Below are 26,889 nucleotides of genomic sequence, written 5' to 3' on the forward strand. Positions count from 1 at the left end.
TCCCGGGCAGGTCGAGCCTCCGCTGCCGCACCGCCCGGGGACGCTGGCCGACGTCCTGCCGGCGGAGGACCATCGTCCCGGGAGATGGCCAGCAGTTCGTCGACCTCGTGGGGGCCGTGGCCGGGTGCCGGAGGGGACGGTGCTCGGACCCCGCGGAGTGGTCGTGGCGGCCGACCTGGGTGCGAAGAAGGCGCCGCGGGCGACAGCGCGCCCAGCACGGCCAGGGAGAGGACCCGGTCCTGGAACTCCCCACGTCGACCAGCGACGCGGCACTTCGCCTGTCTCCGCATCGCGGCCCGAGGGACCTCACGGACCGCGGGGCGGTGCGGCGTGGTCGGTCGTGTCGGGGTCCGGCGCGCCCAGGTGCCGGTGCACGGAGCGGATCAGCGCTCGGACCTCGGCGACCATCTCCTCACTCCGCACGTCCGCCGCGTAGTCGTGCACGGCCAGTTCGGAGGAGATCTGATCGGCGCGCTCGGCCGCGATCAGCAGGATCGCGCCCTGCAGCGCGGCCAGGCAGCTCAGCACCAGGTTGAGCAGGATGAACGGGTACGGGTCGAAGCCGCCGCCGCCGTTGCCGGCCATCCACCCGGCGAGGAAGAGCAGGGCGCCGAACACGAAGGTCCAGGGACCCATGCCGTTGCGCAGCCGGTCGGCAGCCCGCTCCCCCAGGGTCAGCTGGTCCCCGGTGCGGACGGCGGGGTGCCGCTGCCAGACGCTGGGCAGGGTGCGGTGCGAGCGGGAGAGGGTGGTCGCGTCCGCACCGGGGCGGGTCATCGCGCCCCGCCCCGGCGTCGGCCGGGGGCGGGGACGGCGACGTCGGCAGGCACGTCAGGCCGTCCCGTGCGCGGCCCGCCCGGTCTCCGGCTCGCCGTGCTCGGCAGCCGGGTGGACGACCATCACCGGGCACGGTGCGTACATGGCGCAGTGGAGGGCGACCGAGCCGAGCAGGATGCCGCGCAGCGGACCGCGTCCACGGCTGCCCACGACGAGCAGTTCCGCGCCGCGGGCCGCCTCGACCAGCACGGCGGACGGGGCGCCCTCGACGACGTCGACCCGGACGGTGGGCGCGGCCGATCCCCCGGGCCGCGCGGCGAGCACGGCCTCGACCATCGCCGCGGCGGCGCCGCGGACGTCGGCACGGATCTCCTCCGCCGGCGGGATGACCACCGGGTACAGCTCGGTCCAGTGGTCCGCGGGGGTGTAGGCGGCGACGACCTCGACGACCGCGCCCGTGCCGGCCGCCTCCTCGACGGCCGCGGCCAGGGCGGCACGGGCGCCGTCCAACACGTCCAGGCCGACCACGACGCGCGGGGGCCGCGCCGGCTGCTCGACCGGCGGGTGCACCACGACCACCGGGCACCGGGCGGAGGTCACGCAGTGCAGGGCGACCGAGCCCAGCAGGACGCTGGCGGCCGCGCCGCGCCCCCTGCTGCCCACGACGAGCAGCTCGGCGCCGGCGGAACGGTGCAGCAGTTCCACGACGGCCGGCTCGCCGGAGACCACCATCCGCGTCCGCACCGCGCCGCCGCCCGCACCCACCGGGATCCCGAGCTCGGCGGCGACCTCGTGCAGCAGGTCCACGGCGCGCTTCTCGGTGCCCTCGCGCAGCGCGGACACGTCCGGGACGGCGACCGGGGCGCCGCTCATCCAGTACAGCTCGGGGGCGTAGCCGGCCACCACCTCGAGCTCCGCCCCCCGGCGCTGCGCCGTCACGAGGGCGTGGCGGAGTGCCGCGCGGGAGCCGCGCGACCCGTCCACCCCGACGACGACCCTGCCGGGGTCTGCCGAGCCGGCCGCGTGCGCGCCGATGTCCATGGGCTCCTCCTCGGCCGTCCGTCCGGGCGCCGGTCGCCGGGACGTCCGCCCGACCGTCGGTCCCGGCCGAGGGCTGCGTCCTGGGCCGACGGTCCCGGGCCCCAGGGACCTGCGTCCCGGCGGTCCCGCGCCGCGGGACTCGGTGGTCCGAGCAGGGACGGAGGTCCCGCACGCCGGCGTCCGGCGACCCTGGGGTGGGTCCCGCCCACCTGCCTAGCGTCCGGCCCAGCACCCCGTCCCGGAGGAGGAGCCGTGCAGGCCAGAGACGTCATGACCCGCCAGGTCGTCACCGTGGGACCGGAGACGTCGGCCAAGTACGCGGCGGAGGTCATGGCCGAGCGCGGCTTCGCGGCCCTGCCCGTCGTGGACGACGACGACGACCGGGTCGTCGGCATCGTCGCCGAGGCCGACGTCCTCCGTGACCGCATGCCGCAGGACCCCAGGCTCCACCTGCGCCGTGACGGGGAGAGGCCCGAGGCTCCCCCGTCGCTGCTGGTGCACGGCGTGATGACCCGCCACGTCCGCACGGTCGACGCCACGGCGGACGTCGCGGACATCGCCCGGCTCTTCGTCGACGACAGGCTGCGCAGCGTCCCCGTGGTGGACGGGCACCGGCTGGTGGGCATCGTCAGCCGACGGGACCTCCTGCGCACGCTGGTCCGCCCGGACGAGGAGATCCGGCACGACGTGCTCCGGCTGGTGGAGGGCTACACCGGCGAGCTCGACGCGTGGTCGGTGACCGTCGTCGACGGCCTGGCCACCATCCAGCGTTCCCGTGGCGTCCCCCAGCCGTCGGCAGCGGTGGAGGAGCGGGCCCTGACCGCGCTCGCGACGACGGTGGGCGGCGTCGTCGGGGTCCGCGTCCTCCCCTCGCCGGACCGTGCGGCACCTGCTCCGGCCCAGCCCTCACCCGCAGACGCCTGAGGAGGCGGTCATGACACGGTCCAGCTCCGTCCGCCCCGTGGCCGTCGGGATCGACGGCTCGGACGCGGCCCGCGCGGCCGCGTCGTTCGCGACCACCGAGGCCCGGCTGCGGCAGGCCCCGCTGCGCCTGGTGCACGGGCTGTCCTGGCCGCTGGGCGGCATCACCGCCGACACCGACCCCGGCTCGGAGCTGCAGACGATGGTCGAGTCCGGCGCGGAGACGGTCCTCCGGGAGGTCGCGGCCGAGGCCGCCGACGTCCTCGGCGCCGACCGGGTCGGCTGGTCGGTCGTCCCCGGCGACCCGGTGGCGGCCCTGCGCCGCGCGTCCGAGGAGGCCCAGTTGCTGGTCGTCGGCAGCCGGGGTGTCGGTGGCGTCGCGGGCCTGCTGATGGGCTCCACGGCCAGCGGGGTCGTCGCGGAGGCCGCCTGCCCGGTCGTCGTCCTGCCCGACGAGACGTCGGTCGTCGTCTCGCAGCGGACGTCCGTGGTCGTCGGCGTGGAGGGTCGCCGGGGGGATGACGCCGTCCTCGGCTTCGCCTTCGCCGAGGCCGCCGTCCGTGGCACGGACCTGGTCGCGGTCCACGCCTGGCAGGACGCCGCGCTGGAGACCTCGTTCCAGACGATGAGCCCGCTCGTCGACTGGGCCGGCGTGCTCGCCGACGAGCAGCGGGTGCTCGCCGAGGCGCTGGCCGGGTGGCGCGCGAAGGAGCCCGACGTGCCCGTCCGCGAGGTGGTCCTGCGCGAGCGCACCGCACGGGCGCTCGTCGCCGCCGGCCTGACCGCACAGCTGCTGGTCGTCGGCCATCGGCACCGCAGGCCCTTCGCCCGCCTGGGCTCGACGACCCACGGCGTGCTGCACCGCGCCGGCTGCCCCGTCGCGGTCGTCCCCGTCCCGCTCGACGGTGCCCGGTGAGCACCGACGCCCTCCGGGTGCTGGTGAGCGCGGCCAGCCGCCACGGGGCCACCCACGAGATCGCCGACGCGCTGGCCCGCGCCATCACGGGGAGCGGGGCGGGAGGTGGCAGGGAGGTGGTCGCCTCGTCGGTGCCGGCCGAGCACCGCCCCGACCCCTCCGCGTTCGACGCGGTGGTCCTCGGCAGCGCGGTCTACGCCGGACGCTGGCTGGAGCCGGCCCGTGAGCTGGCGACGGCGCACGCGGTGGCGCTGCGGGACCGCCCGGTGTGGCTGTTCTCCAGCGGCCCGATCGGCGAACCGCCGTTCCCCCCGGAGGAGCCGCACGACGCCGGCACGCTCGCCGCGATGCTCCGTCCCCGCGGCCACCGGGTCTTCCCGGGCCGCCTCGAGAAGTCGCTGCTGTCCTTCGGGGAACGGGCCATGGTGACGGCCATGCGGGCACCTGTCGGCGACTTCCGCGACTGGGCGTCGGTCGGTTCCTGGGCCGAGGAGATCGCCGCCGCCCTGAGCAGCCGCCCGGTCCCGGCTCCCGCGGCCGGGTCCGCCCCGTGACCGTGCGGAGCCGTCCGGGGCCGGGAGGGGAGACGTGCCGACCACGCATGAGGACCCGGTGCTCGAGGTCCTCGGTCACGACGAGTGCCACGGGCTGTTGACGACGGCCCGGACCGGCCGGCTGGGCTTCACGCGGAACGCGCTCCCCGCCATCCAGCCGGTCGCCTATCGCCTCCACGACGGGGCGGTCGTCATCCCCGCGCACGCGGACAGCGACCTCGTCGCCGGGGCCAGGGGGACGATCGTCGCCTTCGAGACCGGCTGCTACGACGAGCTCGGGAGGGGCTGGAGCGTCTCGGTGGTGGGGCCGGCCCGGCTCGTCACCGACCCCACCGGGATCGCCGCCCTCGACGCCCTCCCCTGGACACGCCCGGCGACCGCGCCGGACCGCTGCTACGTCGCGGTGCTGGTGCGCCTCCTGCACGGCTGGCGCGCGGTCCCTGCCGGCCGGCTGGGTCCCTCCGGGCCCTCGACCGGCCCGGCGACCACGTGACCGGCGCCGCGGGCCCCGGCGGGACCGACGGGTTCCACCGCCGGGAGCGTCGTGCCAGGCTGGGGCCGGCGAGAGGAGGTGGCACGGTGATGCGCCCTCAGCCACTGGGCTCCCCGTCGGAACCGGGCGCCGGGTCGTTGGGCGGGATGCGCCTCACCGAACTCCTGGACGAGGTGCAGGACCGCCTCGCCGCCGTGGCCCGCAACCAGGCCCGGATCCAGCACCTCCTCGACGCCTTCCTCACCGTCTCCACGGGGCTGGATCTGGAGACCACGCTGCGGCGGATCGTCGAGGCCGCGGCCGACCTGGTCGACGCCCGCTACGGGGCGCTGGGGGTGCTCGCCCCCGGTGGCGGGCTGGCCGCCTTCATCCACGTGGGGATCGACGACGACCTCGCGGCCCGGATGGGATCGCTGCCGGAGGGCAAGGGCGTGCTCGGGCAGCTGATCACCGAGCCGTACCCGCTGCGCATCCCCGACCTCAGCCGGCACCCGGCCTCGGTGGGCTTCCCGCCCCACCACCCGGAGATGCACACGTTCCTCGGCGTCCCCGTGCTCGTCCGTGGCGAGGTCTTCGGCAACCTCTACATGACGGAGAAGCGGACCGGCGAGTTCACCGCGGAGGACGAGGCCGTCCTCACCGCACTCGCCGGTGCCGCCGGCATCGCCGTGGACAACGCCCGCCTCTACGAGGAGGCCGACGAGCGACGGCGCTGGACGACCGCGGTCTCCGACGTCCGGGCCAGCCTGCTCGAGGCCGCCTCCCCCGACGACGCGTTGCGGCTGATCGCCACGCGGATCGCGGAGCTGACCGGCGCCCACGGCGCCTGGGTCATGGTCGGCCCCTCCCCCGACGACGGCACCTTCGACGTCCGGGTGCAGGTCGGGAACGGGCTCGACGACCTCACCGGGCAGCGACTGTCGACCGCGGGCAACCCGGTGCTCGAGGCGGTGGCGTCCGCCGAGGGCGTGGTCACCGTGGACATGCGCGGGGTCGACTACGAGGGCCCCAACGCCGACGTCGACTGGGGTCCCTGCATCGCCGTCCCCCTGCGTGGAGCGCACACCGAGGACGCGGTGCTCGTCGCGGCGCGGCGCGCGGCGGCTCCCGACTTCGCCCCCGGCACCGCCCCGCTGATCGCCTCCTTCGCCGACCAGGTCGCCGCCGCGCTCGACCTCGCCGCCCGGCAACAGGTGGCGCGCCGGCTGGACGTGTACGAGGACCGCGACCGCATCGCGCAGGACCTGCACGACCACGTCATCCAGCGCGTCTTCGCGGCGGGCCTGACCCTGCAGTCGGTGCTGCCCCGGGTGCAGGACGGCCAGGTCCGGCGCCGGATCGCAGAGGTCATCGACCAGCTCGACGGGACCGTCCGCGACATCCGGACGACGATCTTCGACCTGCACACGACCGATGACGTCGACCAGTCGACCAGCCTGCGCCGCCGTGTGCTCGACGTCGTCACCGAGACTGCCGGGCCGGACCTGCACCCGACGGTCCGCATGTCCGGAGCCGTGGACAGCCTGGTCACCGGAGCCCTGGCCGCCGACGTCGAGGCCGTGACCCGGGAGGCGGTCAGCAACGCGGCCCGGCACTCGGGCGCGGCCCACGTCACGGTGACCCTCGACGTCACCGACGAGGTCGTGCTGGAGGTGGTCGACGACGGCCGCGGGATCGATCCCCGCGCCGCCCGCAGCGGCCTGCGCAACCTCGAGGACCGCGCCGCCCGTCGCGGCGGCGGGGCGACCGTGGAACCGGTGCCGGAGGGCGGTACCCGGCTGCGCTGGTGGGCGCCCCTGGCCTGACCCGCCCCGGGGTCGTCAGTCGCGGCGGGAGCCCGTCGGGGAGGCGCGCAGCTCCGTCGCGAGCACGGCCGCCTGGGTCCGGCGCTCGAGGCCCAGCTTGGCCAGCAGGTGGGAGACGTAGTTCTTGACCGTCTTCTCGGCGAGGAACATCCGCTCGCCGATCTGGCGGTTGGTGAGCCCCTCGCCGATCAGCTCCAGGACGGTGCGCTCCTGGTCGCTGAGCTTGGCCAGCGGGCCGGCCGGCTCGGCGGCGCGCCGCAGCCGCTCCAGCACGGCGGTCGTGGCAGCCGGGTCCAGCAGGGAACCGCCGGCCGCCACCGTGCGCACCGCGCTCACGAGGTCCTGGCCGAGGATCTGCTTGAGCAGGTAGCCCGAGGCGCCGGCCATGATGGCCTCGAACAGCGCCTCGTCGTCGCTGTAGCTGGTCAGCATGATCACCTTGAGATCCGGCATCCGGGACCGCAGCTCGCGGCACACCGAGACGCCGTCCCCGTCGGGCAGCCGGACGTCGAGGACGGCCACGTCCGGGCGCAGGGCGGGGATGCGGGCCAGCGCCTCGGCGGCGTTCTTGCCCTCGCCCACCACCGTGATCGACGGCTCGTTCCCCAGGACGTCGGCCACGCCGCGGCGGACCACCTCGTGGTCGTCGAGGAGGAAGACCGTGATCGTGCCGTTCCCGTTCGCGTCCACCTGCCGCCTCCTCGGTGTCACTGCCGGCGGGCAGCGCTCCACCGCCGGTCCTCCGACGGTACGAGCGCCGAGGCTAGGTCCTGGACGGGCCGGGCGGCGCAGGACCAAGGTCCCGGGAGCCCGGGGCCTCCTCCCGTACCTGCACGGGTCCCCGGAGGAGCTCCGGAGCGAAGGGCACGTCGATCCGGGACCTTGGCCCCCACCACGCCGCGGCGGCGGACCGGAGCATCGGTGCCATCCCCGACCCCCCGGAGACCCTGGACGATGACCGCAGTCGAGGCCGCCACGGCCGGCACGGACGCGTACCCCGACGACGACCTGGACCTGGACCTCCGGTGGTGGAACGCGGCGAACCACCTCACCGCCGGCCAGATCTACCTCCGGGACAACCCCCTGCTCCGGGAGCCCCTGCGCCCCGACCACGTCAAGCCGCGGTTGCTCGGCCACTGGGGCACGAGCCCCGGCCTGACGATGCTCTACGCGCTGCTCAACCGGTTGATCCGGCGGACCGGGCAGCAGGCGCTCCTCGTGACCGGTCCCGGGCACGGCGGCCCGGCGGTGCTGGCCGGCGCCTACCTGGACGGCACCTACAGCGAGGTCCACCCCGAGGTCTCGACCGACCTGGCCGGCCTCGTCCGCCTGGTCCGCCAGTTCTCCACCCCGGGTGGGGTGAGCAGCCACGCCGGCGTCCACGTCCCCGGCAGCATCCACGAGGGCGGCGAACTGGGGTACGCGCTGCTGCACGCGGCCGGGGCCGCGTTCGACGACCCGCACCTGCTGGTCGCCTGCGTCATCGGGGACGGCGAGGCGGAGACCGGGCCCCTCGCGGCCTCGTGGCGGTTGCCGGCCTTCCTCAACCCGCGTCGGGACGGCGCGGTCCTGCCGATCCTGCACGTGAACGGCTACAAGATCTCCGGCCCGACCGTGCTCGGCCGCACGGACGACGAGGAGGTCTGCGGCTACCTGCACAGCCAGGGCTGGGACCCGGTGGTGGTCGCCGGCGACGACCCGCGCCGCGTGTTCCGCGACCTCGACGCCGCACTGTCCACCGCGCACTCCACGATCCGGGCGATCCAGGCCGAGGCGCGCTCGGGCACCGGACGGGGACGGGTGCGCTGGCCGGCCGTCGTGCTGCGGACGCCGAAGGGGTGGACCGGTCCCCGCCGCGTGGACGGCGTCGCGGTGGAGGGGACCCACCGGGCCCACCAGGTGCCGCTGTCCCGGGTCCGGGAGGACCCCGCGCACCTGGCCCAGTTGTCGGACTGGCTGCGCTCCTACCGTCCCGAGGAGTGCTTCGACGCCGCCGGACGGCTGGTGCCGGAGCTGGCGGCGCTGACCCCCGAGGGCGACCTGCGGCTCTCGGCGACCCCCCGGGCCGGCGGTCCCCGCTTCCGCGTGCGGCCCCTCCCGCTGCCCGACCTCGACGACCACGCCCTCCCCGTCACCGCGCCCGGGGTGCTGCAGCACGAGACCACCCGGCCGCTCGGCGAGTACCTGCGCGACGTCCTCGTCCGCAGCGGGCGCGCCGACGGCGGTGGGGACTTCCGGCTGTTCTCGCCCGACGAGACCAACAGCAACCGGCTCGGCGCCGTCTTCGAGGTGACCGACCGCTGCTCGATGCTGCCGGTCCTCCCCGGGGACGAGTCGCTCGGCCCCGACGGCCGGGTCATGGAGGTCCTCAGCGAGCACCTGTGCGAGGGCTGGCTCGAGGGCTACACCCTCACCGGCCGGCACGGCCTGTTCGCCACCTACGAGGCCTTCGCCATGGTCAGCGCCTCGATGATCGTCCAGCACGCCAAGTGGCTGCAGCAGGCCGCGACCGAGCCAGGCCGCAGCCCGGTCCCCTCGCTGAACGTGCTCCTGACCAGCACCACGTGGCGGAACGACCACAACGGCTTCTCCCACCAGGGGCCCGGCCTGATCGACACCGTCGCGCCGCTGTCGCCGGACGTCACCCGCATCTGGTTCCCGCCGGACGCCAACAGCACGCTGGTCGTCGCCGAGGAGTGCCTGCGCAGCCGCGGGCTGGTCAACCTCGTCGTCGTCGACAAGCAGCGGCACCTGCAGTACCTCGACCTGGAGGCCGCGCGCACCCTGGTGTCCGCCGGCGGCGCGGTGTGGGAGTGGGCCGGCACCGAGGAGCCCGACCGGTCCCGCACCGACCGGCCCGACGTCGTCCTCGCCGCGGCCGGCGACGTGCCCACGATGGAGGTGCTGGCCGCCGCCCAGCTGCTGCGGGCGCACGTCCCCCACCTGCGGCTGCGCGTGGTGGCCATCGTCGACCTGATGGGGCTGCTGCCGCCCGGCGAGCACCCGGCGGCCTTCTCCCCGGAACGCTTCTCCGACCTGTTCACCGACTCCGTCGACGTCGTCTTCGCCTTCCACGGCCACCCGCGGGCCATCCACCCCCTGATCCACGGCCGGCCCGACATCGACCGCTTCCACGTCCGCGGCTTCACCGAGCACGGCACCACCACGACGCCCTTCGACATGGTCGTGCTCAACCGGATGAGCCGCTACGACCTGGTGCTGGAGGCGCTGCGCCGGTCCCGGCGGATCCCGGAGGGCGGCGACACGCTGGCCCGGCTGTGCCGGGAGCAGCTGCGGCGGCACCGTGAGCACGTCGTGGAGGCGCTCGAGGACCTGCCCGAGGTCCGCGACTGGACGTGGGAGGCGGATCCGCGATGACCGACACCCCGGACACGCCCTCGACCGAGATCCCCGTCGACGAGTGCTACCGGCTGCTGCGGACCCAGCAGGTGGGCCGCCTCGGGGTGAACGCCGAGCACTACCCGCTCATCTTCCCGGTCAACTACGGCATGGACCACGACACGATCGTCATCCGCACCTCCCCCGGCACGAAGCTGGCCGCCGCCGACCACGCCAACGTGACCTTCGAGGTCGACGCGATCGACCCGGTCCACCGCAGCGGGTGGAGCGTGCTGGTGCGCGGGCTCGCCGAGGAGGTCACCGACGCCCACGGCGCGGAGCTGGTCCAGCGCACCCACGACGTCGGGGTCCGCCCCTGGGCGCCCGGGGAGCACGGCCACTGGCTCCGGCTGATCCCCCACCACGTCACCGGGCGCCGCGTCGTGCCGGGTGAGCTGCCCCCGGCCGTGGACCCCCGCGCCTACCTCTGAACGGACACCCCGGCGCCGGGTCAGACGGGGAGCAACCTGATCCGCACGTCGACGGCCGCGCTGCTGTGCGGACCCACGACCAGCGGGTTGACCTCGAGTTCGGCGACCTCGGGGACGGCGTCGGCGAGCCACGCCACCCGCCGCAGGCAGTCCGCGACACCCGCCCGGTCCAGCGTCCGCCCGTGCGCGGTCGCGAACAGCCCGGTGGCGGCCAGCACCTCCTCGGCCTCGGCGTCGCCCAGCGGAGCCAGCCGGTGCGCGCGGTGGCCGAGCGCGTCCGCGGCGCGGCCTCCCGGGCCCAGGGCGACCACCGCCCCGGCAGCCGGGTCCCGGACGGCGCCGACGAGGACCTCGTCGCCCGGCGGCACCACCGGCTGGACGACGGCCCCCACCCAGTCCGCGCCGGCGCGTGCGGACCACTCCGCCACGACGGCGGCCGCCTCGTGCGGGTCGGTCACCGGGAGCCGCAGGAACCCGGCGTCGCCCTTGTGCACCACCCCGCGGACGACGGCCTTCACCGCGACCGCGCCGCGCACGGACGCCGCCGCGGCCGTGGCCTCGGCCGGGGTGGTCGCCCAGAGCAGCGGCACGACCGGCAGGCCCGCCGACCCGCACAGCGCCGTCACCTCCGGGGGCAGCAGCCAGTCCCCCTCCGGAGCCCGCCGCAGCACGCCGGTGGCCACGTCCCGGGCCGCGCGCACGTCCACGCCCGCCGGCGCCGACACCACGCCCGCGGGCCGGGACAGCCAGGCCCGGCGCCGCGCCGCGGCGCCGAGCGCGCGAGCGGCGACCACCGGCTCGGCGACGGAGACGAGGAAGCGGCCGGCCGGGTCGCCGGGGAGCTCGATCCGCTCCACCGACGTGGCCCGGCCCAGACGGACGTCGACGACGGGCGTGTCCCCGGAGTGCTGCTGCACCGCCGCGGCCACCGCCGGGGCCGGGTCGCTCACCCCGGTGGGCGCGGTGACGGTGACGACGGCCGCGACCTCGGGCGCGTCGAGCAGGCAGCCCAGCGCCGCGGCGAACGACCCGACGCCGACCGCGGCCCCCGCGTCCACGGGGTTGCCGGTCGCGGCCAGGGGCGGGAGCAGCGCACGCAGCCGCGCCTGGAGCAGATCCGGGAGCGGGTCCACCGGGAGCCCGGCGGCGACCAGGGCGTCGGCGGTCAGCACCCCTCCGCCGCCCACGTTCGTGAGGACGGCGACCGTCCCCGCCCCCGGCAGGGGCTGCGCGCGCGACAGCGCCACCGTGGCCGCGAGCGTGGTCAGGTCCGGCACCGTCTGGATGCCCGCGGAGGCGTACGCGGCCTCCCGGACGGCGCCGGGCGTCGCGGCGCGCGCCGTGTGGGAGGCCGCGGCACGGGCACCGGCACGCGAGGTGCCCGACTCCACGGCCAGCACCGGCACGCGGGCACTCAGCCGGGCGGCGGTCCGGGCCAGGCCCCGCAGGTCGGGTTCCGACTCGGCGTAGAGGGCCACCGCCCCGGTCCGGTCGTCCTCGTCGAACCAGGCCAGCAGGTCACGGGCGCCGACGTCGTAGGCGTCCCCGATCGCCGCCATGGCCGACACGCCCAGCCCCAGCCGCTGCCAGGCCCCGACGGTGGCGATCACGATGCCGCCCGACTGGGCGACCAGGCCGATGTCGCCGGCCGGGCACGCGGCGCCGGCGAAGGTGGCGTCCAGCCAGGCCGGAGGGCCCGGCGCGGCCACACCGACGCTGTTGGGCCCGACGAGGCGCATGCCTGCGCGGGTCGCGACGTCCACGAGCCGGTCGAGCAGGCCGGGGATGCGCTCGATGCCGCCGCTGAGGACCAGGACCACGCGGACCCCGGCCCGGCCGCAGTCCTCCACGACCTCCTCGACGGCGGCGGCGGGCACGGCGACGACCGCCAGGTCGACCCGGTCCTCGAGCGCCGCCACCGAGGGCCGGCACGGGACGCCGTCCACCTCGCCGGCCGCCGGGTTGACCGGGAACACCTCGCCGCGGAAGCCCGACGAGCGCAGGCTGCGCAGCACCGCCCGGCCGACCGACGTCTCCGACCGGCCGGCGCCGACGACCGCGACCGTCCGCGGCCGGAACAGGGCCGAGAGGCTCGCGGCCGCGGCGCGACGGTGTCGCTCCTCACTGGCGGCCTCGTACCGGCCGTCGGGGTGGAGGGCGACCTCCACGCTCAGCTCGGCACCGTCGCGGGTGACGTCCAGCGGGAGGCCGAGGTCGGTCAGCACCCGGATCATGGCCCCGTTCTCGGCCAGCACGAGCGCCTGGAACCGCTCGATCCCCAGCCGCCGAGCGCTCGCGGCGAGTTCCTCGAGCAGCACGGTGGCCACTCCCTCGGAGCGCCACCGCGCGTCCACGACCGCCGCCACCTCACCGGCGGCAGCACCGGTGGGCAGCAGCTGCACCACCCCGATCAGGCGCCCGCGCACCCGGGCGCCGAGGTTGACCGCCCCGGCGGCCGGGTCGAGCGTCTGCCGCACGTGGTCGTCGAGGTCGGCAGGGTGCAGCGTCGCGAACCGCAGGTGGCGGTCGTGGTCCGGCAGCCGCTCGTGCAGGGCGAGGACCTCGTCCACGGAGTCGGGGCCCAGCCGCTCCAGCAGCGCCGGCGTCCCGTCCCGCAGGAGCGCACGGGCCGGGCGGGCGGGACGGGCGACCCCGGCGCCGAGCAGGGCCGGGGACGGGGGCGCGCCGGTGGTCACGCCAGCCCGGCCAGGGACGGGGCGGCCAGCTCGGCGCCGATGGCGGCGCCCCACTCGTCCACGGCCCGCAGGTCGCGGAAGTCGCCCTCGGCGGCCCGCAGCGCGGTGACGACGGCGCGCTCCCCGACGTCCAGCACGGACCGGTCGAGCCGCCCCGGGAACACGCGGTGCTCACGGCACCGGGTCTGGGTCTCCATCTCACCGACGTCGAGGTAGGCCTCGGATGGCCGGGGAGGCACTCCCAGGGGTCCGCTGGAGAACGCCCAGACGGGCCGATCCCACAGGTCGATGGCCGACCGCAGGACGAAGTCGCGGGCCTCCTCCAGCCAGTGCCCGCCGTAGACGGCGCTGCCGACCACCACGGCGCCGTACCCGGCCACGGAGCGCACGTCCCCGGCCGGGCGGACGTCGACCGCCCGGCCGGCTGCGCGGCGGATGCCGACGGCCAGCGCCTCGGCGATCTCCCGGGTCGCGCCGTGCCGGCTGGCCACGGCCACGAGGACCGGGGGTGCGTCCGGGGCCCCGCTCGGGTGCACCGGTCGCTGCGCCGGAGCCGGGTCAGCCGCGACCGGGCCGTCCTCCCGGGTCGGGGCCAGCGCGGCGCGGGCCAACCGGTCCATCACGGCCTCCTCGTCCACGGGGAGGGCGAGCACCCGCAGGCCGGACGCCACCAGCCGCTCGCTGGGTCGGCCCGCCAGTCGTGCGGTCCCCACCCGCAGCGGGAGCAGCCGGCTGCACACCAGCTCCCGGACCTCGGCCGAGTTGGCCCCGATCCCACCGGTGAAGACCAGGCAGTCCCATCCGTCGAGCGTCGTGACGGCCCCGGCGACGGCCATCGCGACGTCCCGCACGAAGACCCGCAGGGCCAGGTCGGCCTCCTCGTCCTGCGCCGCGAGCAGGGCGCGGACGTCGGTCCGGCCGCCGGAGAGCCCGGCGACCCCGGACCGCCGGTTGAGCAGCTCGCGGGCCGCCGCGACCGATCCGGCGCGGTCGACCAGCCGCAGCACCACCTCCGGGTCCAGGTCGCCGCTGCGGGTCAGCGACGGCACGCCGCCCGCGGGGCTCAGCGCCATGCTGGTGTGCCGGGGCACCCCGTGGTCGACCGCCGTCACGCTGCAACCGCTGCCCAGGTGCACCACGACGGCGCCGCCCAGCCCGGGCACCAGGTCGACCACGCTCTGGACCGCCAGGCCGTGGAAGCCCCACCGGCGCAGTCCCGAGGCCCGGGCGTCGGCCGGCAGCGGCAGGGTGACCGCCTCGTCGGTCAGGCGCTGGTGGAAGCCGGTGTCGGGCACCAGGAGCGTCCGGGCGTGCGGCCACTGCAGGCGGGCCGCCTGCACCACGTCCAGCTGCCGGGGCAGGTGGAGCGGGTCGAGGTCGGCCTCGGCCCGCAACCGCTCCAGCAGGTCGTCGTCGGCCGGGCAGGCGCGCAGCAGCAGGTGGCTGCCGTGGACCACGCGGTGGGCGACGGCGTCGGGCGGCGGTCCGTGGCGGTCGAGGACCGCGGCGACGGCGGGCAGCGCGGCCTCCCAGCCGCCGTCCAGCGGCGAGGTCTCCGTCCCCGACCACGGCGCTCCGGCCGTGATCCGTGGGGCGCCCCCGCCGAGACCGGCGATCTCCACGTGCACCCGCAGGGCGGGGTCCCGCAGCGCCGCCTTCAGGGAGCTGGAGCCGACGTTGAGGGAGAGGACCGCGGCCCGACCGGGGTCGGCCCCCGGGGAGGGCGGGGGCGCTGGCATGACCGTCACGCTGGCCGACCGGGTCGGCCGGGAGCAGGGTCCAGGGTCCCGCTCGGGACGGACTCCGGCCCCGTCCCGGCCGTCCACGGGGCCAAGGTCCGTCCACCCGCCGACCATCTCCACCGCCGCTCGGGACGCCCGCCCCTGCTCGGCGTCCCGACCGGGGACGACCGTGGGCACCGCACGGGCGGGCACACAGGAGGGCTGATCGGCATGGAGATCGCGGTGGTGTTCGAGAGCATGTACGGCGCGACGCACGAGATCGCCGACGCGATCGCCGCGGGCGCGTCCGAGGCCCAGCCCGGCGCGACCGTCGTGTGCCTCCGGGTGGGCGAGGCCGACCCGGGCCGGGTGGTCTCCGCGGACCTGCTCGTCGTGGGCGGTCCCACCCACATGCGCGGCATGTCCTCGGGGATGACGCGGCGGATGGCCGTCCGGATCGAGGAGGAGAAGGAGCGCGACGGGGGCACGACCATGGGCCACGGCCTGGAGCCCGGCGCCGAGGGAGCGGGCCTCCGGAACTGGTTCCACCGGCTGCCGGAGGCGTCGGGCGGCCGGCGCGCGGCCGCGTTCGACACCCGCGGCGAGGGTCCGATGGTCGGCGGGGCGGCCAGGGGCATCGCCCACCGCCTCGACGGACACGGCTACGAGCTGGTCGCCGAGCCGGAGGGCTTCGTCGTCGAGGGGGACGCCGGGTTGCTCAAGGCGGGCGAGCGGGACCGGGCACGGGCCTGGGGGGCCGACCTGGCCCGCCGGGCGGCGTCGGTCGGCCTGTCGCGCTGAACCGGGGAGACGACCATGGGCAGGCTCGACGGCAGGGTGGTCCTGGTGAGCGGCGGCGCCCGCGGCATCGGCGCGGCGATCGCCCGGACGGTCGTCGGTGAGGGCGGCCGCGTCCTCGTCGGTGACCTGCTCGACGACGACGCGGCCAAGGTCGTCGCCGAGCTCGGCGAGGAGCGGGCGCGCTCGGTGCACCTGGACGTGACCGACCGCACCCAGTGGCGCGCGGCGGTCTCGGCCGCCGAGGCCGCGTTCGGGCGCCTCGACGTGCTCGTCAACAACGCCGGGATCGTCCGCTGGGGGCCGATCGCAGACCTGGACCCCGGGGACTGGCAGGCCGTGCTCGACGTCGACCTCACCGGGGTCTTCCTCGGCACGCAGGCGGCGATCCCCGCCCTCCGCCGGTCCGGCGGTGGCGCCATCGTCAACATCTCCTCCACCGCCGGCCTGGAGGCCTACGCCGGCCTGTCGGCCTACGTGGCCAGCAAGTGGGGCGTGCGCGGGCTCACCAAGGCCGCCGCCCTCGAGCTGGCCCGCGACGGCATCCGGGTCAACTCCGTGCACCCGGGGCCCATCCGCACGCCGATGACCGAGTCCGACGACCCGGCGCAGAACGCGGTGCGCGACCGGATGCTCGCCGTCCAGCCGATCCCGCGCATGGGCGAGCCGGAGGAGGTCGCCCGGCTGGTGCTCTTCCTCGCCAGCGACGACAGCAGCTTCTCGACCGGGTCGGAGTTCGTGGTGGACGGCGGCCTGGTGACCGGGCCGGTCCCGCCGGCGGTGCCCGACGTCCCGACCGCGGAGCCGGGGCGAGGGTGACCCTGAACCTGGCCATGACGCTGCGCGAGGCGGCGCGGGCCCACCCGGAGAAGCCGGTGGCGCTGTTCGACGGCGGGGCGCTGTCCTACGTCGAGCTGGACGCGGCGTCCGACCGGTTCGCCGCCGGCCTGGCCGCACGGGGGCTGTCCCCGGGCGACGCGGTGGCGCTGCAGCTGCCCAACGTGCCGCAGTTCCTCGCCGCCTACTTCGGCATCCTCAAGGCCGGCTGCGTGGTCGTGCCGCTCGACGTGCTTTCGGAGGCGGCCGGGGTCGGCTCCGTCCTGCGGGACTCCGGCGCCCGTCTGCTGGTCACCTGGGGCGGCGCCGCGGAGGAGGCGGCCGAGGGCGCCGCGGACGCCGGCGTCCACGACGTCGTCGTCCTCAACGCGCCCGGCGTCGGGCACTGCCCGATCGGCCGGCCGTTCGAGCAGGTCCTCGAGACCGCGGTGCTGGGACCGCCGCCCCTGCACCAGACCGACCCGGGTGACGTGGCGGTGATCGGCTACCCGGCCGGCACCACCGGCCGGCCCGCGGGCGCCGAGCTCACGCACTTCCAGCTGTTCATGAGCGCGGACACCGTCGGACGGCTGTACGGCATCCGGGACGACGACGTCGTGCTGTGCGTGCTGCCGCTGTCCCACGTCCTGGGGCTCTCGAGCATCCTGGGCGTCTGCGTGCGCTTCGCCGCGACGATGGCGCTGCTGCCCCGGTTCGACCCGGCGCAGGTCCTGGCCACCATCGAGCGTCATCGGGTGACCGTCCTCGACGGCCTGCCGACGATGTACGCCGCGCTGCTCGACCACCCCGGCCGCGACCGCGCCGACACCTCGTCGCTGCGGCTGGGGGTGTCCGGGGCCGCCCCGCTCCCACGCGAGGTGATCGAGGCCTTCGAGCGGGAGTTCGGGATCGTCGTCCTCGAGGGCCACGGGCTGTCCGAGACCGCCGGGACGACGACGTCCAACGTCAGCGCCTGGGACCGCCGGGTCCACAGCGTCGGCCGACCGGTCTACGGCGTCGAGGTGCAGGTGTGGGACGACGACGGGCGCATCCTCCCGCCCGGCCGCCGGCACGTCGGCGAGCTCGTGGTCCGCGGCGTCACCGTCATGCGTGGGTACCACGGCCGGCCGGAGGCGACGGCGGAGGCGATGGCCGGCGGCTGGTTGCACACCGGCGACCTCGGCTACGTCGACGAGGACGGGTTCTTCTTCGTCGTCGACCGGGAGGAGGACCTCGTCACCCGCGGCGAGGACCGGACGCGCACGCGGTCGCCCGACGGCTCCCCGCAGGGGTGAGCGTGTCCGCTCCGCACGACGCCGCAGCGACGGTCGTCGAGCCACGCACCGCGGCAGCCGTCATCGACGTCTTCGCCTACGTCGTGGTCCTGAACCTCTTCGTGGAGTACCTCCCGCAGGTCCTCAGCGAGACCTTCACGCTCTCGCTCCTGACCGCGGTCCTGCTCAAGGGCGTGCTCGAGGTGGTCGTCGCCGCCAAGAACAGGGTCAGGGACCGGTTCCGCGCGGCATCGTCGCCCGGGGGCAAGGTGGTGGCCGCGCTCCTGCTCTGGGCGGTGCTCGTCGGGAGCAAGTTCGTCGTCCTGGCGGTCGTCGACCTCGTCTTCGGCGCCCGCGTCAGCCTCGGTGGGTTCTTCTCGGTGACGCTGCTGATCCTCACCCTGGTGCTGTCGAGAGCCGGCGTGCGCCGCCTGCTGTCCGGCGGCCGGGCCGGTGCATGACCTCCGCCGGGTCAGGCGGTCCCGTCGGCACGCCGTCCGCGGCCGGGTGTCCGTGACCGCCGGCGCCCGGGACGCCGGAGAGCCGAACGTCCCGGGTCCGAGGGCCGGTCAGCCGCCGCCGGACCGGGCCGTCCGGGGGCAGGCTCGGCCGCGTGGACGGTTGGCTGCTGCGCTACGAGGACTTCGACCCGGCCGGCGAGCGGTTGCGGGAGACCCTGTGCGCCCTCGGCAACGGCCGCTTCGTCACCCGTGCCGCCGCGCCGGAGTCACGGGCCGACGACGTCCACCACCCCGGGACGTACGCCGCGGGCGTCTACAACCGGCTGAACGACACCGTCGAGGGCCGGCGCGTCGACAACGAGAGCATGGTCAACCTGCCCGACTGGCAGTCGCTGGCGTTCCGGCTCGAGGACGGCGACTGGGTCGACCTCGCCACGGCCCGGGTGACCGGCCACGTGCAGGAGCTCGACCTCCGGCGCGGTGTCCTGACCCGGCGCTTCCGCGTGGAGGACGGTCAGGGCCGGCGGACACGGGTGACCCAGCGGCGGCTGGTGTCCATGGCCGAGCCCTTCCTGGCCGCCCTGGACTGCACGTTCGTCGCGGAGAACTGGTCGGGGACGGTCACCGTCCGGTCCGGCCTCGACGGGCGGGTGGCCAACGACGGTGTGGCCCGCTACCGCGGGCTGAGCTCCGTGCACCTGGTGCCGGAGGGCACCGACGCGACCGACGACGGTCTGCTCACCCTCACCACGACGACCAGCCAGTCCCGGATCCGGGTCGGCCTGGCCGCGTGGCACCGGGTCCTCCGCGGCGGCGAGCCGCGACCCCCCGGCGGGACGACGGTGACCGAACCGGCGTACGCGGCGGTGGACCTGACCCTCGAGGTGACCCCGGACACGCCGGCCGGCGTGGAGAAGCTGGCCGCGCTGTGCACCTCCCGCGACCGCGGGATCGGCGAACCGGGCGAGGCCGCCGTCGACGCACTGTCCCGTGCAGGGACGTTCGCCGACGTCCTCGCCCGCCACGAGCTGGCGTGGGACCACCTGTGGTCGCGCTGCGACGTGGAGGTCGACGGACCGGACCGGGCCGCGCTGGTCCTGCGGCTGCACGTCTTCCACCTGCTGCAGACCGTCTCGCCGCACAGCGTGGACCTCGACGTCGGCGTCCCCGCCCGGGGGCTGCACGGCGAGGCCTACCGGGGCCACGTCTTCTGGGACGAGGTCTTCGTCCTGCCCTTCTACAACCTCCGGCTCCCCGAGGTGGCCCGGGCGATGCTGCTGTACCGGTGGCGCCGGCTGCCGCAGGCGCGGGCCGCCGCCCGGGCGGCCGGGCACCGCGGCGCGCTGTTCCCGTGGCAGAGCGGGGCCACCGGCCGCGAGGAGTCGCAGACGCTGCACCTCAACCCGCGGTCGGGGCACTGGCTGCCGGACAACTCCGCGCTGCAGCGGCACATCGGCCTGGCCGTGGCCTACAACACCTGGCGCCACTACGAGGCGACCGGGGACGCCGGCTTCCTCGCTGCCCACGGAGCGGAGGTCATCCTGTCGGTCGCGGAGTTCTTCGCCGACCTGGCGACCTACGACCCGGTCGACGACCGGTTCGACATCTGCGGCGTGATGGGTCCCGACGAGTACCACGACGCCCTGCCCGGTCGCGACGAGCCCGGCCTCGACGACAACGCCTACACCAACGTCATGGCCGCCTGGACCCTGCAGCGGGCCCTCGGCTGCCTCGACGAGCTGCCCGCCGGCCGGCGCCAGGAGCTGCTGGACACCCTCGACCTGCGGCGCGCCGACCTCGAGCACTGGGACCACGTCAGCCGCAAGCTGCGGCTGTGCTGGCACGCCGACGGCGTGCTCAGCCAGTTCCGCGGCTACGAGGACCTGGCGGAGCTGGACTGGGCGGCCTACCGGCACCGGTACGGCGACATCAGCCGGCTCGACCGCATCCTGGAGGCGGAGGGTGACTCGCCCAACCGGTACAAGGTGAGCAAGCAGGCTGACGTCCTCATGCTCTTCCAGCTGCTGACCGCCGACGAGCTCTACGGCCTGCTCGACCGGCTGGGCTACCGGTACGACCGGCAGACCATCCCCCGCACCGTCGGCTACTACCTCGACCGCACCTGCCACGGGTCGACGCTGTCGCGGGTCGTCCACTCCTGGGTGCTCGCCCGCGGCGCCCGGCGCAAGGCCTGGGGCTGGTTCCTCGAGGCCCTGGAGAGCGACATCGCCGACGTCCAGGGCGGCACGACCGGCGAGGGCGTCCACCTGGGCGCCATGGCCGGGACCGTCGACCTCGTGCAGCGGTGCTTCACCGGGATGGAGACCCGCGACGACGCGCTGGGCTTCGACCCGGCCCTGCCCGACGCGCTCCACTCGCTGCGGTTCCGGGTGCGCTACCGCCGGCACCCGGAGGTCGAGGTGCGCATCAGCCACGCCAGCCTGACCGTCGGCGGGGCCGGACGGTCGGCCGCCGCCCTGCCGCTGCGCGTCCGGGACGCCGAGTACCGGCTCGATCCCCGGGGCGCCCTGGAGGTGCCGCTGCAGCGGCACCACGGCTGACCTGTCCGGTCAGAGGAGGCCGCCGGCCCGCAGGTTGACGGCGAGCAGGACCGCGGCCAGGCCCGCCCCGCCGACGGTGGCCACCGCCAGGAGCACGCGGCGCATGCTCCAGCGCTGCACCCGGACCCGCGGCCACGGCGGCAGCAGGGCACGGAACTCCGCCAGCAGGTCGCCGTCGGCCTCGGCCACCCGGCGGGCCAGCTGGCGCGGCATGGTCAGCGAGCTCGTGCCGGCGAGGGCCTCGGCCAGCTCCGCCGGCTCGAAGAACGCCAGCGCGCGATCGGTGACCCGCCGGGGACCGGCGACGAGGGCCAGGGTCAGCATCATGTTCGCCAGGTCCGCCGCCTGCCGCCAGCGTGAGGGGCGCAGCTCGCCGAAGGAGACGTCGACGAGGTAGACGCGGGAGCCGCGGACCAGCACGTTGGAGGGCTTGACGTCGCGGTGCGCCGCGCCCGCGGCCCACAGCCGGCGGACCTGCCGCAGCGCGTCGTCCACGACGGCGTCCTCCACGCCGGAGTCGAGGACCTCGACCGCGTCGGGGACCAGCTCGGTCACCAGGAGGTACTCGCGGCCGGGCACCACCTCGACCACGCCCACCGGTTCGGGCACCTGCACACCGCCGTCGCGGAGCAGGCGGATCATGTAGTCCTCGTGCTCGACCAGGCGCCGGACGGAGGCGAACGGTGCCTCGTCCTCCAGCCGGCCGTACCGGAGCACCCGGGCCCACTTGTACGAGCGGTCCGAGCGCAGGTGCGTGGTCGCGTAGAGCTTGCCGAAGAGGTACCGCGGGGGGCCGTCGGCCAGGCGCAGCCGGCACGGGGTGGACCCCGCCGAGCCGGCCAGCCGGTACGGCCTGATCTCGTCGAGCTCGATGCCCAGCTGGTCCCGGACGGCGGACACGACCCGCCGGATGCGGTCGGCGTCCAGCCGCAGGTGCGCCTTCACCTGGCGGCGGTAGGTGACCGGGAACTCCCGTTCGGGAGCCAGGAGGGTGGACGCCAGGGCTGCGGCGCTGCACCCCAGGACGGCGCTGACGACGGCGGTGCTCGCGGCGTCCAGGCCCAGGGCGACCCGGTCGACGGCCAGCGTGCCGACCCCGGCGGCGACTCCCACCCACCCCCACCCTCGTGCCCTCCCCGAGGGGGTGAGCGCGAACAGGCTCCCGGTGGCCACGGTGGCCAGGACGACGACCGGCCACGCGGGCAGGCTCAGCTCCCCGGGCGACCCGACGACCCCCTCGCGCACGATCCGGACCAGCCGGGCGTCACCCGCGGCCACCACCGCCGTCGTGGCCACCAGCGAGACGCTGGCGACGTAGACGAGCAGGTGGCGCCACCGCGCGGTCCAGGCCAGCACGACCACCGTCGGTATCCAGATCACCCGGTAGCCCAGGGCGGACCCGGCCCGGGCGAGGTCCTCGGCCCAGCCCGGTCGGGTGCCCGAGGGGGCGAGGACGTCGTGGACGGCGCGGTCGACGACCGGCACGCCGCCCGGCCGGCCGGACCAGAGCGCCAGGAGGACGACGGCGGTGAGCCCCGCCGCGGCGCAGATCCAGACGGTGCGGGGCACCGGTCCGGAGACGGCGTCCTGGCCCGACGGGCGGCGCCGCCCGGCACCGGCCGGCCACACCGGTCGGCGCACGGTGCCGACGGGGACGACCGGCTGCGGACGGGCCGGGGCGTCCGCGGTCCACAGCCCGCCGCCCTGCGCCTCGTCCCCGGTCACCCGGTCATGCTCCCCCGCCGTCCGCCCCCGGTCCTGGGGCCGGCGGCACGGCTGACCGGGTCCTAGGTCCCGGGTCCGACCGCGGTCGGCCCCCCGGGCCCAGACACCCTGCCCGTCGGGACCTCCGGCCCCTCGGCGGCGGCCCGCGCACCGCCGACGGTGGGACGCACCCCGACGCCCGTACCGAGGAGCCACCCATGACGACGACCCCCGTCCGCACGCCCCGGCGCCGAACGCCGCACACCCGCGCCCGGACCGCTGCGGGGCCGCTGCTGGTGCTGGCGGGTGCAGCGGTGCTCCTGGCGGTCATCACCGCGGAGGCGCTCTACCCCGCGGCCTACGACAGCACCACCAACACGGTCAGCGACCTCGCCGCCATGCGTCCCGAGAACGTGGTCCAGCAGCCCTCGGCGGCGATCTTCAACGTCACGATGATCGCGGCCGGTCTGGCCATCGCCGCGGCGATCGCGCTCCTCGGCCGGGCGCTCCCCCTGTCCGCCGCCCTCCCGCTGGGCGGCCTGGCCCTCGGGATGGTCGGCGTGGGGGTGTTCCCCGGCAACACCGTGATGGCCGTCCACCAGCTGGTGTCCCTCCTGGCCTTCGTCAGCGGCGCACTGGCCGCGATCCTGACCGCTCGGCTGCTGCCGCGGCCGCTGCGCCCGGTCCAGCTGCTCTTCGGCGTGGTCGCGCTGGCCGTCCTCCTCGGCTACGAGGTGCTGGGTGACCTGGCCGTCTTCGCATCGCTGGGTGAGGGCGGGACCGAGCGCTGGATCGTCTACCCCGTCGCCCTGTCGCTGGTCGTCCTGGGCAGCGCGCTGGCCGGCGCCGCGCCCGCCCCGGCCCCGACCTCGGACCGATGACGTCGGCGTCCTGACGGGGCCCGCCGCGATCCCGCTCACCCACCTCCAGCCGGACCACTCCTCCGCGGACCGTCCGCTGGGCGGCCGACGAGCGCCTCGAACTGCTGCTGCAGCGCTGCGGTGAGGACGGGCAGGTCGGGGACGCGGTCGGCGTCGACGACCGCGGTGACCGCCAGCATGCCGGCGTAGGACAGCGCGTCGAAGGCGACGGTGACGTTGCCGGCCTCCCCCGCCGCCACGGGCACGATCGCCTCGACGGGCCGGCCGGCGAGGGCGAGGGGCACCTCCGGCCCCCGCACGTTGCTCACCAGCGTGTGGAACCGGCGCTGGTGCCGGAGGTAGCCGCGGTAGCCACCGGCCGCGGCCACCACCCGGAACACCGGCCCCAGCAGCGCGATGAGCGGCGGTCCGGTGGCCGCGTCCCGGGCCGCGCGGACGGTGCCGGCGAACCGTGCCAGCCGGTCGGCCGGGTCGCCCTGCACCGGGACGGCCACCACGAGGGGGGTGGTCGCGTTGCCGAGGTCGGCGAGCCCGGCCGACCGCCGTGCGGTGACCACCACGGTCACGACGACGGGGTCGACGGTCTCCCCGCGGCTGTCCAGCAGCGCCCCGAGCGCGCCGGCGACCGCCACCAGCAGGACGTCGTTGACCGTGCCGCCGGCCCGGTGTGCCGCCGTCCGGAGCGGCTCGAGCGGGACCCGGACCACCGCGACGCGGCGGCGCGGCCCCGTCGGGGCCAGCAGCGAGCAGGGTGCGGCCCGCGGGCCGCGCATCCCGCGGGCGGCCCGCACCGCGTCCCGGACCTCGGCGGCACCCGCGCGCCACCGCGCGACCGCCCGTGCACGGGCCCGCAGCGCGTCGGCGGCCAGCCGTCGGTAGGGGGCGCGCGGAGCAGGCGGCGACGGCCCGGACGGCGGTCCGCCGTCCGCCGCGGCCCCGAGCAGCGCCAGCCCGCCGATCCCGTCGGCGAGCACGTGCGAGAGGACGACCACCACCCCGGTCCGCCCGCCGGCCAGGCCGGGGACGACGACCGCCGCCCACGCCGGCCGGTCCCCCGGCAGCCGCTCGGCGACCAGTCCCGCCGCGAGGTCCAGCAGCGCCTGCTCGTCGCCCGGCCACGGGCAGGCGGCTCGCCGCACGTGGGCGCCGGTGCTGAACCGCGGGTCGTCGACCCACACCGGGCGGCCGGCACCCGGCGGTACCCGCACCAGGCGCTGCCGGAGTCGCCGCACGCCGCCCAGCCGCTCGGCCAGCACCCGAGCGAGGTCGTCGGCCCCGGCGTCGGGACCTCCCGGGCGGGGGCCGAGCACCAGCACGGCGCCGAACTGCATCGGCACGTCGCCGCCGGCGTCGATGGCACCCATCGCCAGGTCCGCCGCGCCGGCCCGCGCGATCGGCACGGTCACACCACCTCCGCCCCGGCCCGCCGTCATCGCCGGCGGGCCGGGGCCGGCACCCGGCCGCACCGGTCAGGTCCCCGCTGCCCCGAGGCCCCGCAGCGGCTGGTCGACGGTCAGCTCCCCGACGTGCAGCCGGGCGATCCGGAGCTCCTGGATCTCGCCGCGGCGCAGGACGAGCCGGCCCACGGCGAGGGCGCCCACCGCCAGGGAGCCGACGGCGAGGCTGCCCAGAGCCAGACCCCCGGCCGCCGCGGCCGCGGTCGCCGCCGAGCGGACCGCCACGGCCCGGAGCCGGAGCTCCGGGGCAGGAGGCTGCCTGCGCCCGGCGCGGGCACTCCGGGCGCGCGTCACCGGTCACCGCCCGACGAGGTGCCGATCGCGGAGTCGGACGCCGGCGCACTGCGCGGTGCGGGTGCGCCCGCTCCGGGGACCTCCGGTGCCGGTGCGGGCGCCGGAGGCGGAACGGGCTGCGCCGACGCCGCTCCGGCCGGACCGGACCGTGCCCGGTGCACCGCGAGGGCGACGAGCAGCGCGCCGACGAGGGCGAGGACGCCGCCCGCGAGCAGCAGCCCGCCCCACAGCCACGGCAGTCCCGGGGCGGTGATGCCCGCCCGCGCCTCGACGTCGATGCCCGCCGACCCGTCGGCGCGCATCACGACGACGGTCCAGTCGCCGTCGGCCGGCGTCCACTCGAGCGTCCGGGTGCCCGGCCCCTGGGACTGCGCGACCCAGATGTCCTGCCCGCCGGGCGGGGACGACGGTGGACCGCCGGCCAGGTCCGCGCCGCCGGGGGTGCCGTCCGGGCCGATGGCGTCGAGCGCCCGCCGGCCGACCCCCTCCAGGTAGCCGCGGACGTCGGCGCTGGGGGCGACGCCCACGAAGACCTCGGTCGCGGGGTCCTCGGCGGTGACCTCCAGCCGGGCGTTCCCGAGCACGTCGTCCACCAGCCACTCCTCCCCCGCGGTGTCGAGGGTGAACGACCCGGCGACCAGTGCGTACCGCTCGGTGCTGAGGTCCTCGGTCGGCGCCCAGACGTACCCGTCCTCGCGCTGCGCGGTGTCGGCCCAGGCCAGCCCCGCTCCCCCCGCCAGCAGGCCGGTGGACGTGAGCAGGAGGACCGCGCCGACGACGACGGTGACCACCCGGCCCGCGCTCCACGACGTCGGCGGACGGTGCTGCGGCGGCCCCGTCGGGACGACCGCGGCTCCGGTGGGCGCGAGCACCCCGCCGCCGGCAGGGGGCGGCCCCACCGGACCCACGGGCTGCGTACCGGGGTCGGCGCCGCCCATGTCGAGCCGGAAGGGCGGGTAGCGGTCGGTCATGAGCGCGACGTAGGCGGCCACCCGCAGCACCCAGCGGTCCATGCCCAGCACGAAGTCGTAGACCGGACGCGGGTAGCGCCCCGAGAACAGCAGCACGATCCCGGCGACCAGCACCAGCAGGCCGACCAGCCCACCGGCGCCCCAGCCGTCGTCCCAGACGCCGTCGTCGGTGGCCGACGACGTGCCGATCCACAGCCCGCCGCCGACGAACAGGGCCACCACCAGCCAGTGCGGCAGCGCGAGCAGCCACGACTTCACCAGGACCAGCCCACGGGAGAGCCGCTCCGGGTAGGGCACCTCGAGCCGGGCCGGGTAGTCGGGCACGTCGGCCAGGGTGAACGGCGGGTACCGGTCGGTCCCCAGCGCGGCGTAGCCGTAGTAGTGCACGCGCCACGACCAGCGCAGGACCCCGACGTTGAAGTCGAAGACCGCCCGCGGGTACCGGCCGGTGACCAGGATGGCGAACCACGCCACCACGGTGAGCACGGTGAAGGCGATCCACAGGAACGCCAGGACGATCGCGTGCGGGATGAGCAGGAACCACTTCACGAGCCACAACCAGCGCGAGAGCGACGCGTCCATCGACGCGTCGACCCGCACGGGGTAGGGCGGGTGCTGTTCGGTCACCGTGTCCTCTCCTCCGCTCTCCCGCGCCGGGCCGGGCGGCCACCGCGGGGCGTGCCCAGCCTCCGGGCGACCGAGGGAGCCGGACACCGACCTCGGTCGGCCCCGGGCACGACGGAGGTCCCGCCGGGCCAGGGCCCTCGCACCCTCGGCTGCGCCGGGGCCGTCCCGTCAGGGCGCGGCGGGACGAACGTCGTCGGCGGCGTGGACCTCGGTCCCCCCGCAGGTGCTCCGCGAGGCGACCTGCGGCGACGGGGTCGGGGACCTGCGCCCCTCGGCGCCCCCAGCGGTCCC

General features: G+C 76.5%; 22 protein-coding genes. 13 read left to right on the top strand and 9 right to left on the bottom strand.

Translation table 11 applies throughout. The features are described 5' to 3' along the window. Positions 1-306: 306 nt before the first annotated feature. Both ACI79C_RS09480 and ACI79C_RS09485 read right to left on the bottom strand, forming a co-directional pair. Positions 307-777 carry a DUF1003 domain-containing protein gene (locus ACI79C_RS09480; protein WP_456945392.1) on the bottom strand — a complete coding sequence of 157 codons (471 nt, stop codon included), beginning with the start codon at positions 775-777 and terminating at the stop codon, positions 307-309. 54 nt (positions 778-831) lie between these two features. Then, entirely contained in the window at positions 832-1,818 is a 987-nt protein-coding gene (locus tag ACI79C_RS09485; RefSeq protein ID WP_456945393.1) for a universal stress protein, read from the bottom strand. A gap of 252 nt (positions 1,819-2,070) precedes the next feature. Here ACI79C_RS09485 and ACI79C_RS09490 point away from each other — a divergent pair, with 252 nt between their 5' ends. From ACI79C_RS09490 to ACI79C_RS09510, 5 genes are all read left to right on the top strand, one after another. Beyond that, positions 2,071-2,742 carry a CBS domain-containing protein gene (locus ACI79C_RS09490; RefSeq protein ID WP_456945394.1) on the top strand — a complete coding sequence of 224 codons (672 nt, stop codon included), beginning with the start codon at positions 2,071-2,073 and terminating at the stop codon, positions 2,740-2,742. Between the two features lie 10 nt (positions 2,743-2,752). After that, on the top strand, positions 2,753-3,655 hold the full coding sequence (locus ACI79C_RS09495) for a universal stress protein (protein WP_456945395.1): 903 nt from the start codon (positions 2,753-2,755) through the stop codon (positions 3,653-3,655). After that, a complete protein-coding gene (locus ACI79C_RS09500) occupies positions 3,652-4,209 on the top strand; it encodes a flavodoxin domain-containing protein (protein ID WP_456945396.1) in 558 nt (185 codons plus the stop codon). Before ACI79C_RS09495 ends, ACI79C_RS09500 begins: the two co-directional genes overlap by 4 nt. Before the next feature lie 34 nt (positions 4,210-4,243). Beyond that, positions 4,244-4,702: a pyridoxamine 5'-phosphate oxidase family protein gene (locus ACI79C_RS09505; protein ID WP_456945397.1), complete on the top strand. Its 459-nt coding sequence runs from the start codon at positions 4,244-4,246 to the stop codon at positions 4,700-4,702. 89 nt (positions 4,703-4,791) lie between these two features. Then, positions 4,792-6,507, top strand: coding sequence for a GAF domain-containing sensor histidine kinase (locus ACI79C_RS09510; RefSeq protein ID WP_456945398.1), 1,716 nt, complete (start codon positions 4,792-4,794; stop codon positions 6,505-6,507). Between the two features lie 15 nt (positions 6,508-6,522). On the opposite strand, the gene ACI79C_RS09515 is transcribed toward ACI79C_RS09510, so the two are convergent. Continuing rightward, the gene (locus ACI79C_RS09515; RefSeq protein ID WP_456945399.1) at positions 6,523-7,197 is read right to left on the bottom strand and encodes a response regulator; all 675 of its coding nucleotides are present in this window, start codon (positions 7,195-7,197) and stop codon (positions 6,523-6,525) included. Between the two features lie 264 nt (positions 7,198-7,461). On the opposite strand from ACI79C_RS09515, the gene ACI79C_RS09520 reads away from it, so the two are divergent. Next, positions 7,462-9,885, top strand: a complete 2,424-nt coding sequence (locus ACI79C_RS09520) for a phosphoketolase family protein (RefSeq protein WP_456945400.1) — start codon at positions 7,462-7,464, stop codon at positions 9,883-9,885. Then, positions 9,882-10,337, top strand: a complete 456-nt coding sequence (locus ACI79C_RS09525; protein WP_456945401.1) for a pyridoxamine 5'-phosphate oxidase family protein — start codon at positions 9,882-9,884, stop codon at positions 10,335-10,337. Before ACI79C_RS09520 ends, ACI79C_RS09525 begins: the two co-directional genes overlap by 4 nt. Before the next feature lie 20 nt (positions 10,338-10,357). Here ACI79C_RS09525 and ACI79C_RS09530 read toward each other — a convergent pair whose 3' ends face one another. Further along, positions 10,358-13,033 carry a GNAT family N-acetyltransferase gene (locus ACI79C_RS09530; RefSeq protein ID WP_456945402.1) on the bottom strand — a complete coding sequence of 892 codons (2,676 nt, stop codon included), beginning with the start codon at positions 13,031-13,033 and terminating at the stop codon, positions 10,358-10,360. Continuing rightward, on the bottom strand, positions 13,030-14,772 hold the full coding sequence (locus ACI79C_RS09535) for a flavodoxin domain-containing protein (protein ID WP_456945403.1): 1,743 nt from the start codon (positions 14,770-14,772) through the stop codon (positions 13,030-13,032). The genes ACI79C_RS09530 and ACI79C_RS09535 overlap by 4 nt, the downstream gene beginning before the upstream one ends. A gap of 213 nt (positions 14,773-14,985) precedes the next feature. Between ACI79C_RS09535 and ACI79C_RS09540 the strand changes: the two genes are divergently transcribed. From ACI79C_RS09540 to ACI79C_RS09560, 5 genes are all read left to right on the top strand, one after another. Continuing rightward, a complete protein-coding gene (locus ACI79C_RS09540; RefSeq protein ID WP_456945404.1) occupies positions 14,986-15,555 on the top strand; it encodes a flavodoxin family protein in 570 nt (189 codons plus the stop codon). 15 nt (positions 15,556-15,570) lie between these two features. After that, positions 15,571-16,371 carry an SDR family NAD(P)-dependent oxidoreductase gene (locus ACI79C_RS09545; protein ID WP_456945405.1) on the top strand — a complete coding sequence of 267 codons (801 nt, stop codon included), beginning with the start codon at positions 15,571-15,573 and terminating at the stop codon, positions 16,369-16,371. After that, positions 16,368-17,663, top strand: coding sequence for an AMP-binding protein (locus tag ACI79C_RS09550; protein WP_456945406.1), 1,296 nt, complete (start codon positions 16,368-16,370; stop codon positions 17,661-17,663). Before ACI79C_RS09545 ends, ACI79C_RS09550 begins: the two co-directional genes overlap by 4 nt. A gap of 2 nt (positions 17,664-17,665) precedes the next feature. Further along, complete coding sequence (locus ACI79C_RS09555; RefSeq protein ID WP_456945407.1) at positions 17,666-18,103, top strand: hypothetical protein; 438 nt, start codon at positions 17,666-17,668, stop codon at positions 18,101-18,103. A 152-nt stretch (positions 18,104-18,255) separates the two neighbouring features. Then, the gene (locus tag ACI79C_RS09560) at positions 18,256-20,664 is read left to right on the top strand and encodes a glycoside hydrolase family 65 protein (protein WP_456945408.1); all 2,409 of its coding nucleotides are present in this window, start codon (positions 18,256-18,258) and stop codon (positions 20,662-20,664) included. A gap of 9 nt (positions 20,665-20,673) precedes the next feature. Here ACI79C_RS09560 and ACI79C_RS09565 read toward each other — a convergent pair whose 3' ends face one another. Continuing rightward, complete coding sequence (locus ACI79C_RS09565; protein ID WP_456945409.1) at positions 20,674-22,389, bottom strand: RIO1 family regulatory kinase/ATPase domain-containing protein; 1,716 nt, start codon at positions 22,387-22,389, stop codon at positions 20,674-20,676. Positions 22,390-22,586: 197 nt separating this feature from the next. Between ACI79C_RS09565 and ACI79C_RS09570 the strand changes: the two genes are divergently transcribed. Then, positions 22,587-23,249, top strand: a complete 663-nt coding sequence (locus ACI79C_RS09570; protein WP_456945410.1) for a DUF998 domain-containing protein — start codon at positions 22,587-22,589, stop codon at positions 23,247-23,249. Between the two features lie 35 nt (positions 23,250-23,284). Here the strand turns inward: ACI79C_RS09570 and ACI79C_RS09575 are convergent, their stop codons facing one another. The 3 genes from ACI79C_RS09575 to ACI79C_RS09585 form a co-directional block, all read right to left on the bottom strand. Further along, positions 23,285-24,655 carry a wax ester/triacylglycerol synthase domain-containing protein gene (locus tag ACI79C_RS09575; RefSeq protein ID WP_456945411.1) on the bottom strand — a complete coding sequence of 457 codons (1,371 nt, stop codon included), beginning with the start codon at positions 24,653-24,655 and terminating at the stop codon, positions 23,285-23,287. Between the two features lie 63 nt (positions 24,656-24,718). After that, positions 24,719-24,931, bottom strand: coding sequence for a hypothetical protein (locus ACI79C_RS09580; protein WP_456945412.1), 213 nt, complete (start codon positions 24,929-24,931; stop codon positions 24,719-24,721). A gap of 65 nt (positions 24,932-24,996) precedes the next feature. Then, positions 24,997-26,598 carry a DUF4389 domain-containing protein gene (locus ACI79C_RS09585; RefSeq protein WP_456945413.1) on the bottom strand — a complete coding sequence of 534 codons (1,602 nt, stop codon included), beginning with the start codon at positions 26,596-26,598 and terminating at the stop codon, positions 24,997-24,999. Positions 26,599-26,889: the final 291 nt, after the last annotated feature.

The organism is Geodermatophilus sp. SYSU D00697 (assembly GCF_054050175.1).

Bases quoted from the DNA above. Each gene is read 5' to 3' on its own strand.
- ACI79C_RS09570 (WP_456945410.1), top strand. From the start codon at position 22,587: ATGACGACGACCCCCGTCCGCACGCCCCGGCGCCGAACGCCGCACACC.
- ACI79C_RS09545 (WP_456945405.1), top strand. From the start codon at position 15,571: ATGGGCAGGCTCGACGGCAGGGTGGTCCTGGTGAGCGGCGGCGCCCGC.
- ACI79C_RS09480 (WP_456945392.1), bottom strand. From the start codon at position 777: ATGACCCGCCCCGGTGCGGACGCGACCACCCTCTCCCGCTCGCACCGC.
- ACI79C_RS09485 (WP_456945393.1), bottom strand. From the start codon at position 1,818: ATGGACATCGGCGCGCACGCGGCCGGCTCGGCAGACCCCGGCAGGGTC.
- ACI79C_RS09510 (WP_456945398.1), top strand. From the start codon at position 4,792: ATGCGCCCTCAGCCACTGGGCTCCCCGTCGGAACCGGGCGCCGGGTCG.
- ACI79C_RS09495 (WP_456945395.1), top strand. From the start codon at position 2,753: ATGACACGGTCCAGCTCCGTCCGCCCCGTGGCCGTCGGGATCGACGGC.
- ACI79C_RS09520 (WP_456945400.1), top strand. From the start codon at position 7,462: ATGACCGCAGTCGAGGCCGCCACGGCCGGCACGGACGCGTACCCCGAC.
- ACI79C_RS09525 (WP_456945401.1), top strand. From the start codon at position 9,882: ATGACCGACACCCCGGACACGCCCTCGACCGAGATCCCCGTCGACGAG.
- ACI79C_RS09540 (WP_456945404.1), top strand. From the start codon at position 14,986: ATGGAGATCGCGGTGGTGTTCGAGAGCATGTACGGCGCGACGCACGAG.
- ACI79C_RS09535 (WP_456945403.1), bottom strand. From the start codon at position 14,772: ATGCCAGCGCCCCCGCCCTCCCCGGGGGCCGACCCCGGTCGGGCCGCG.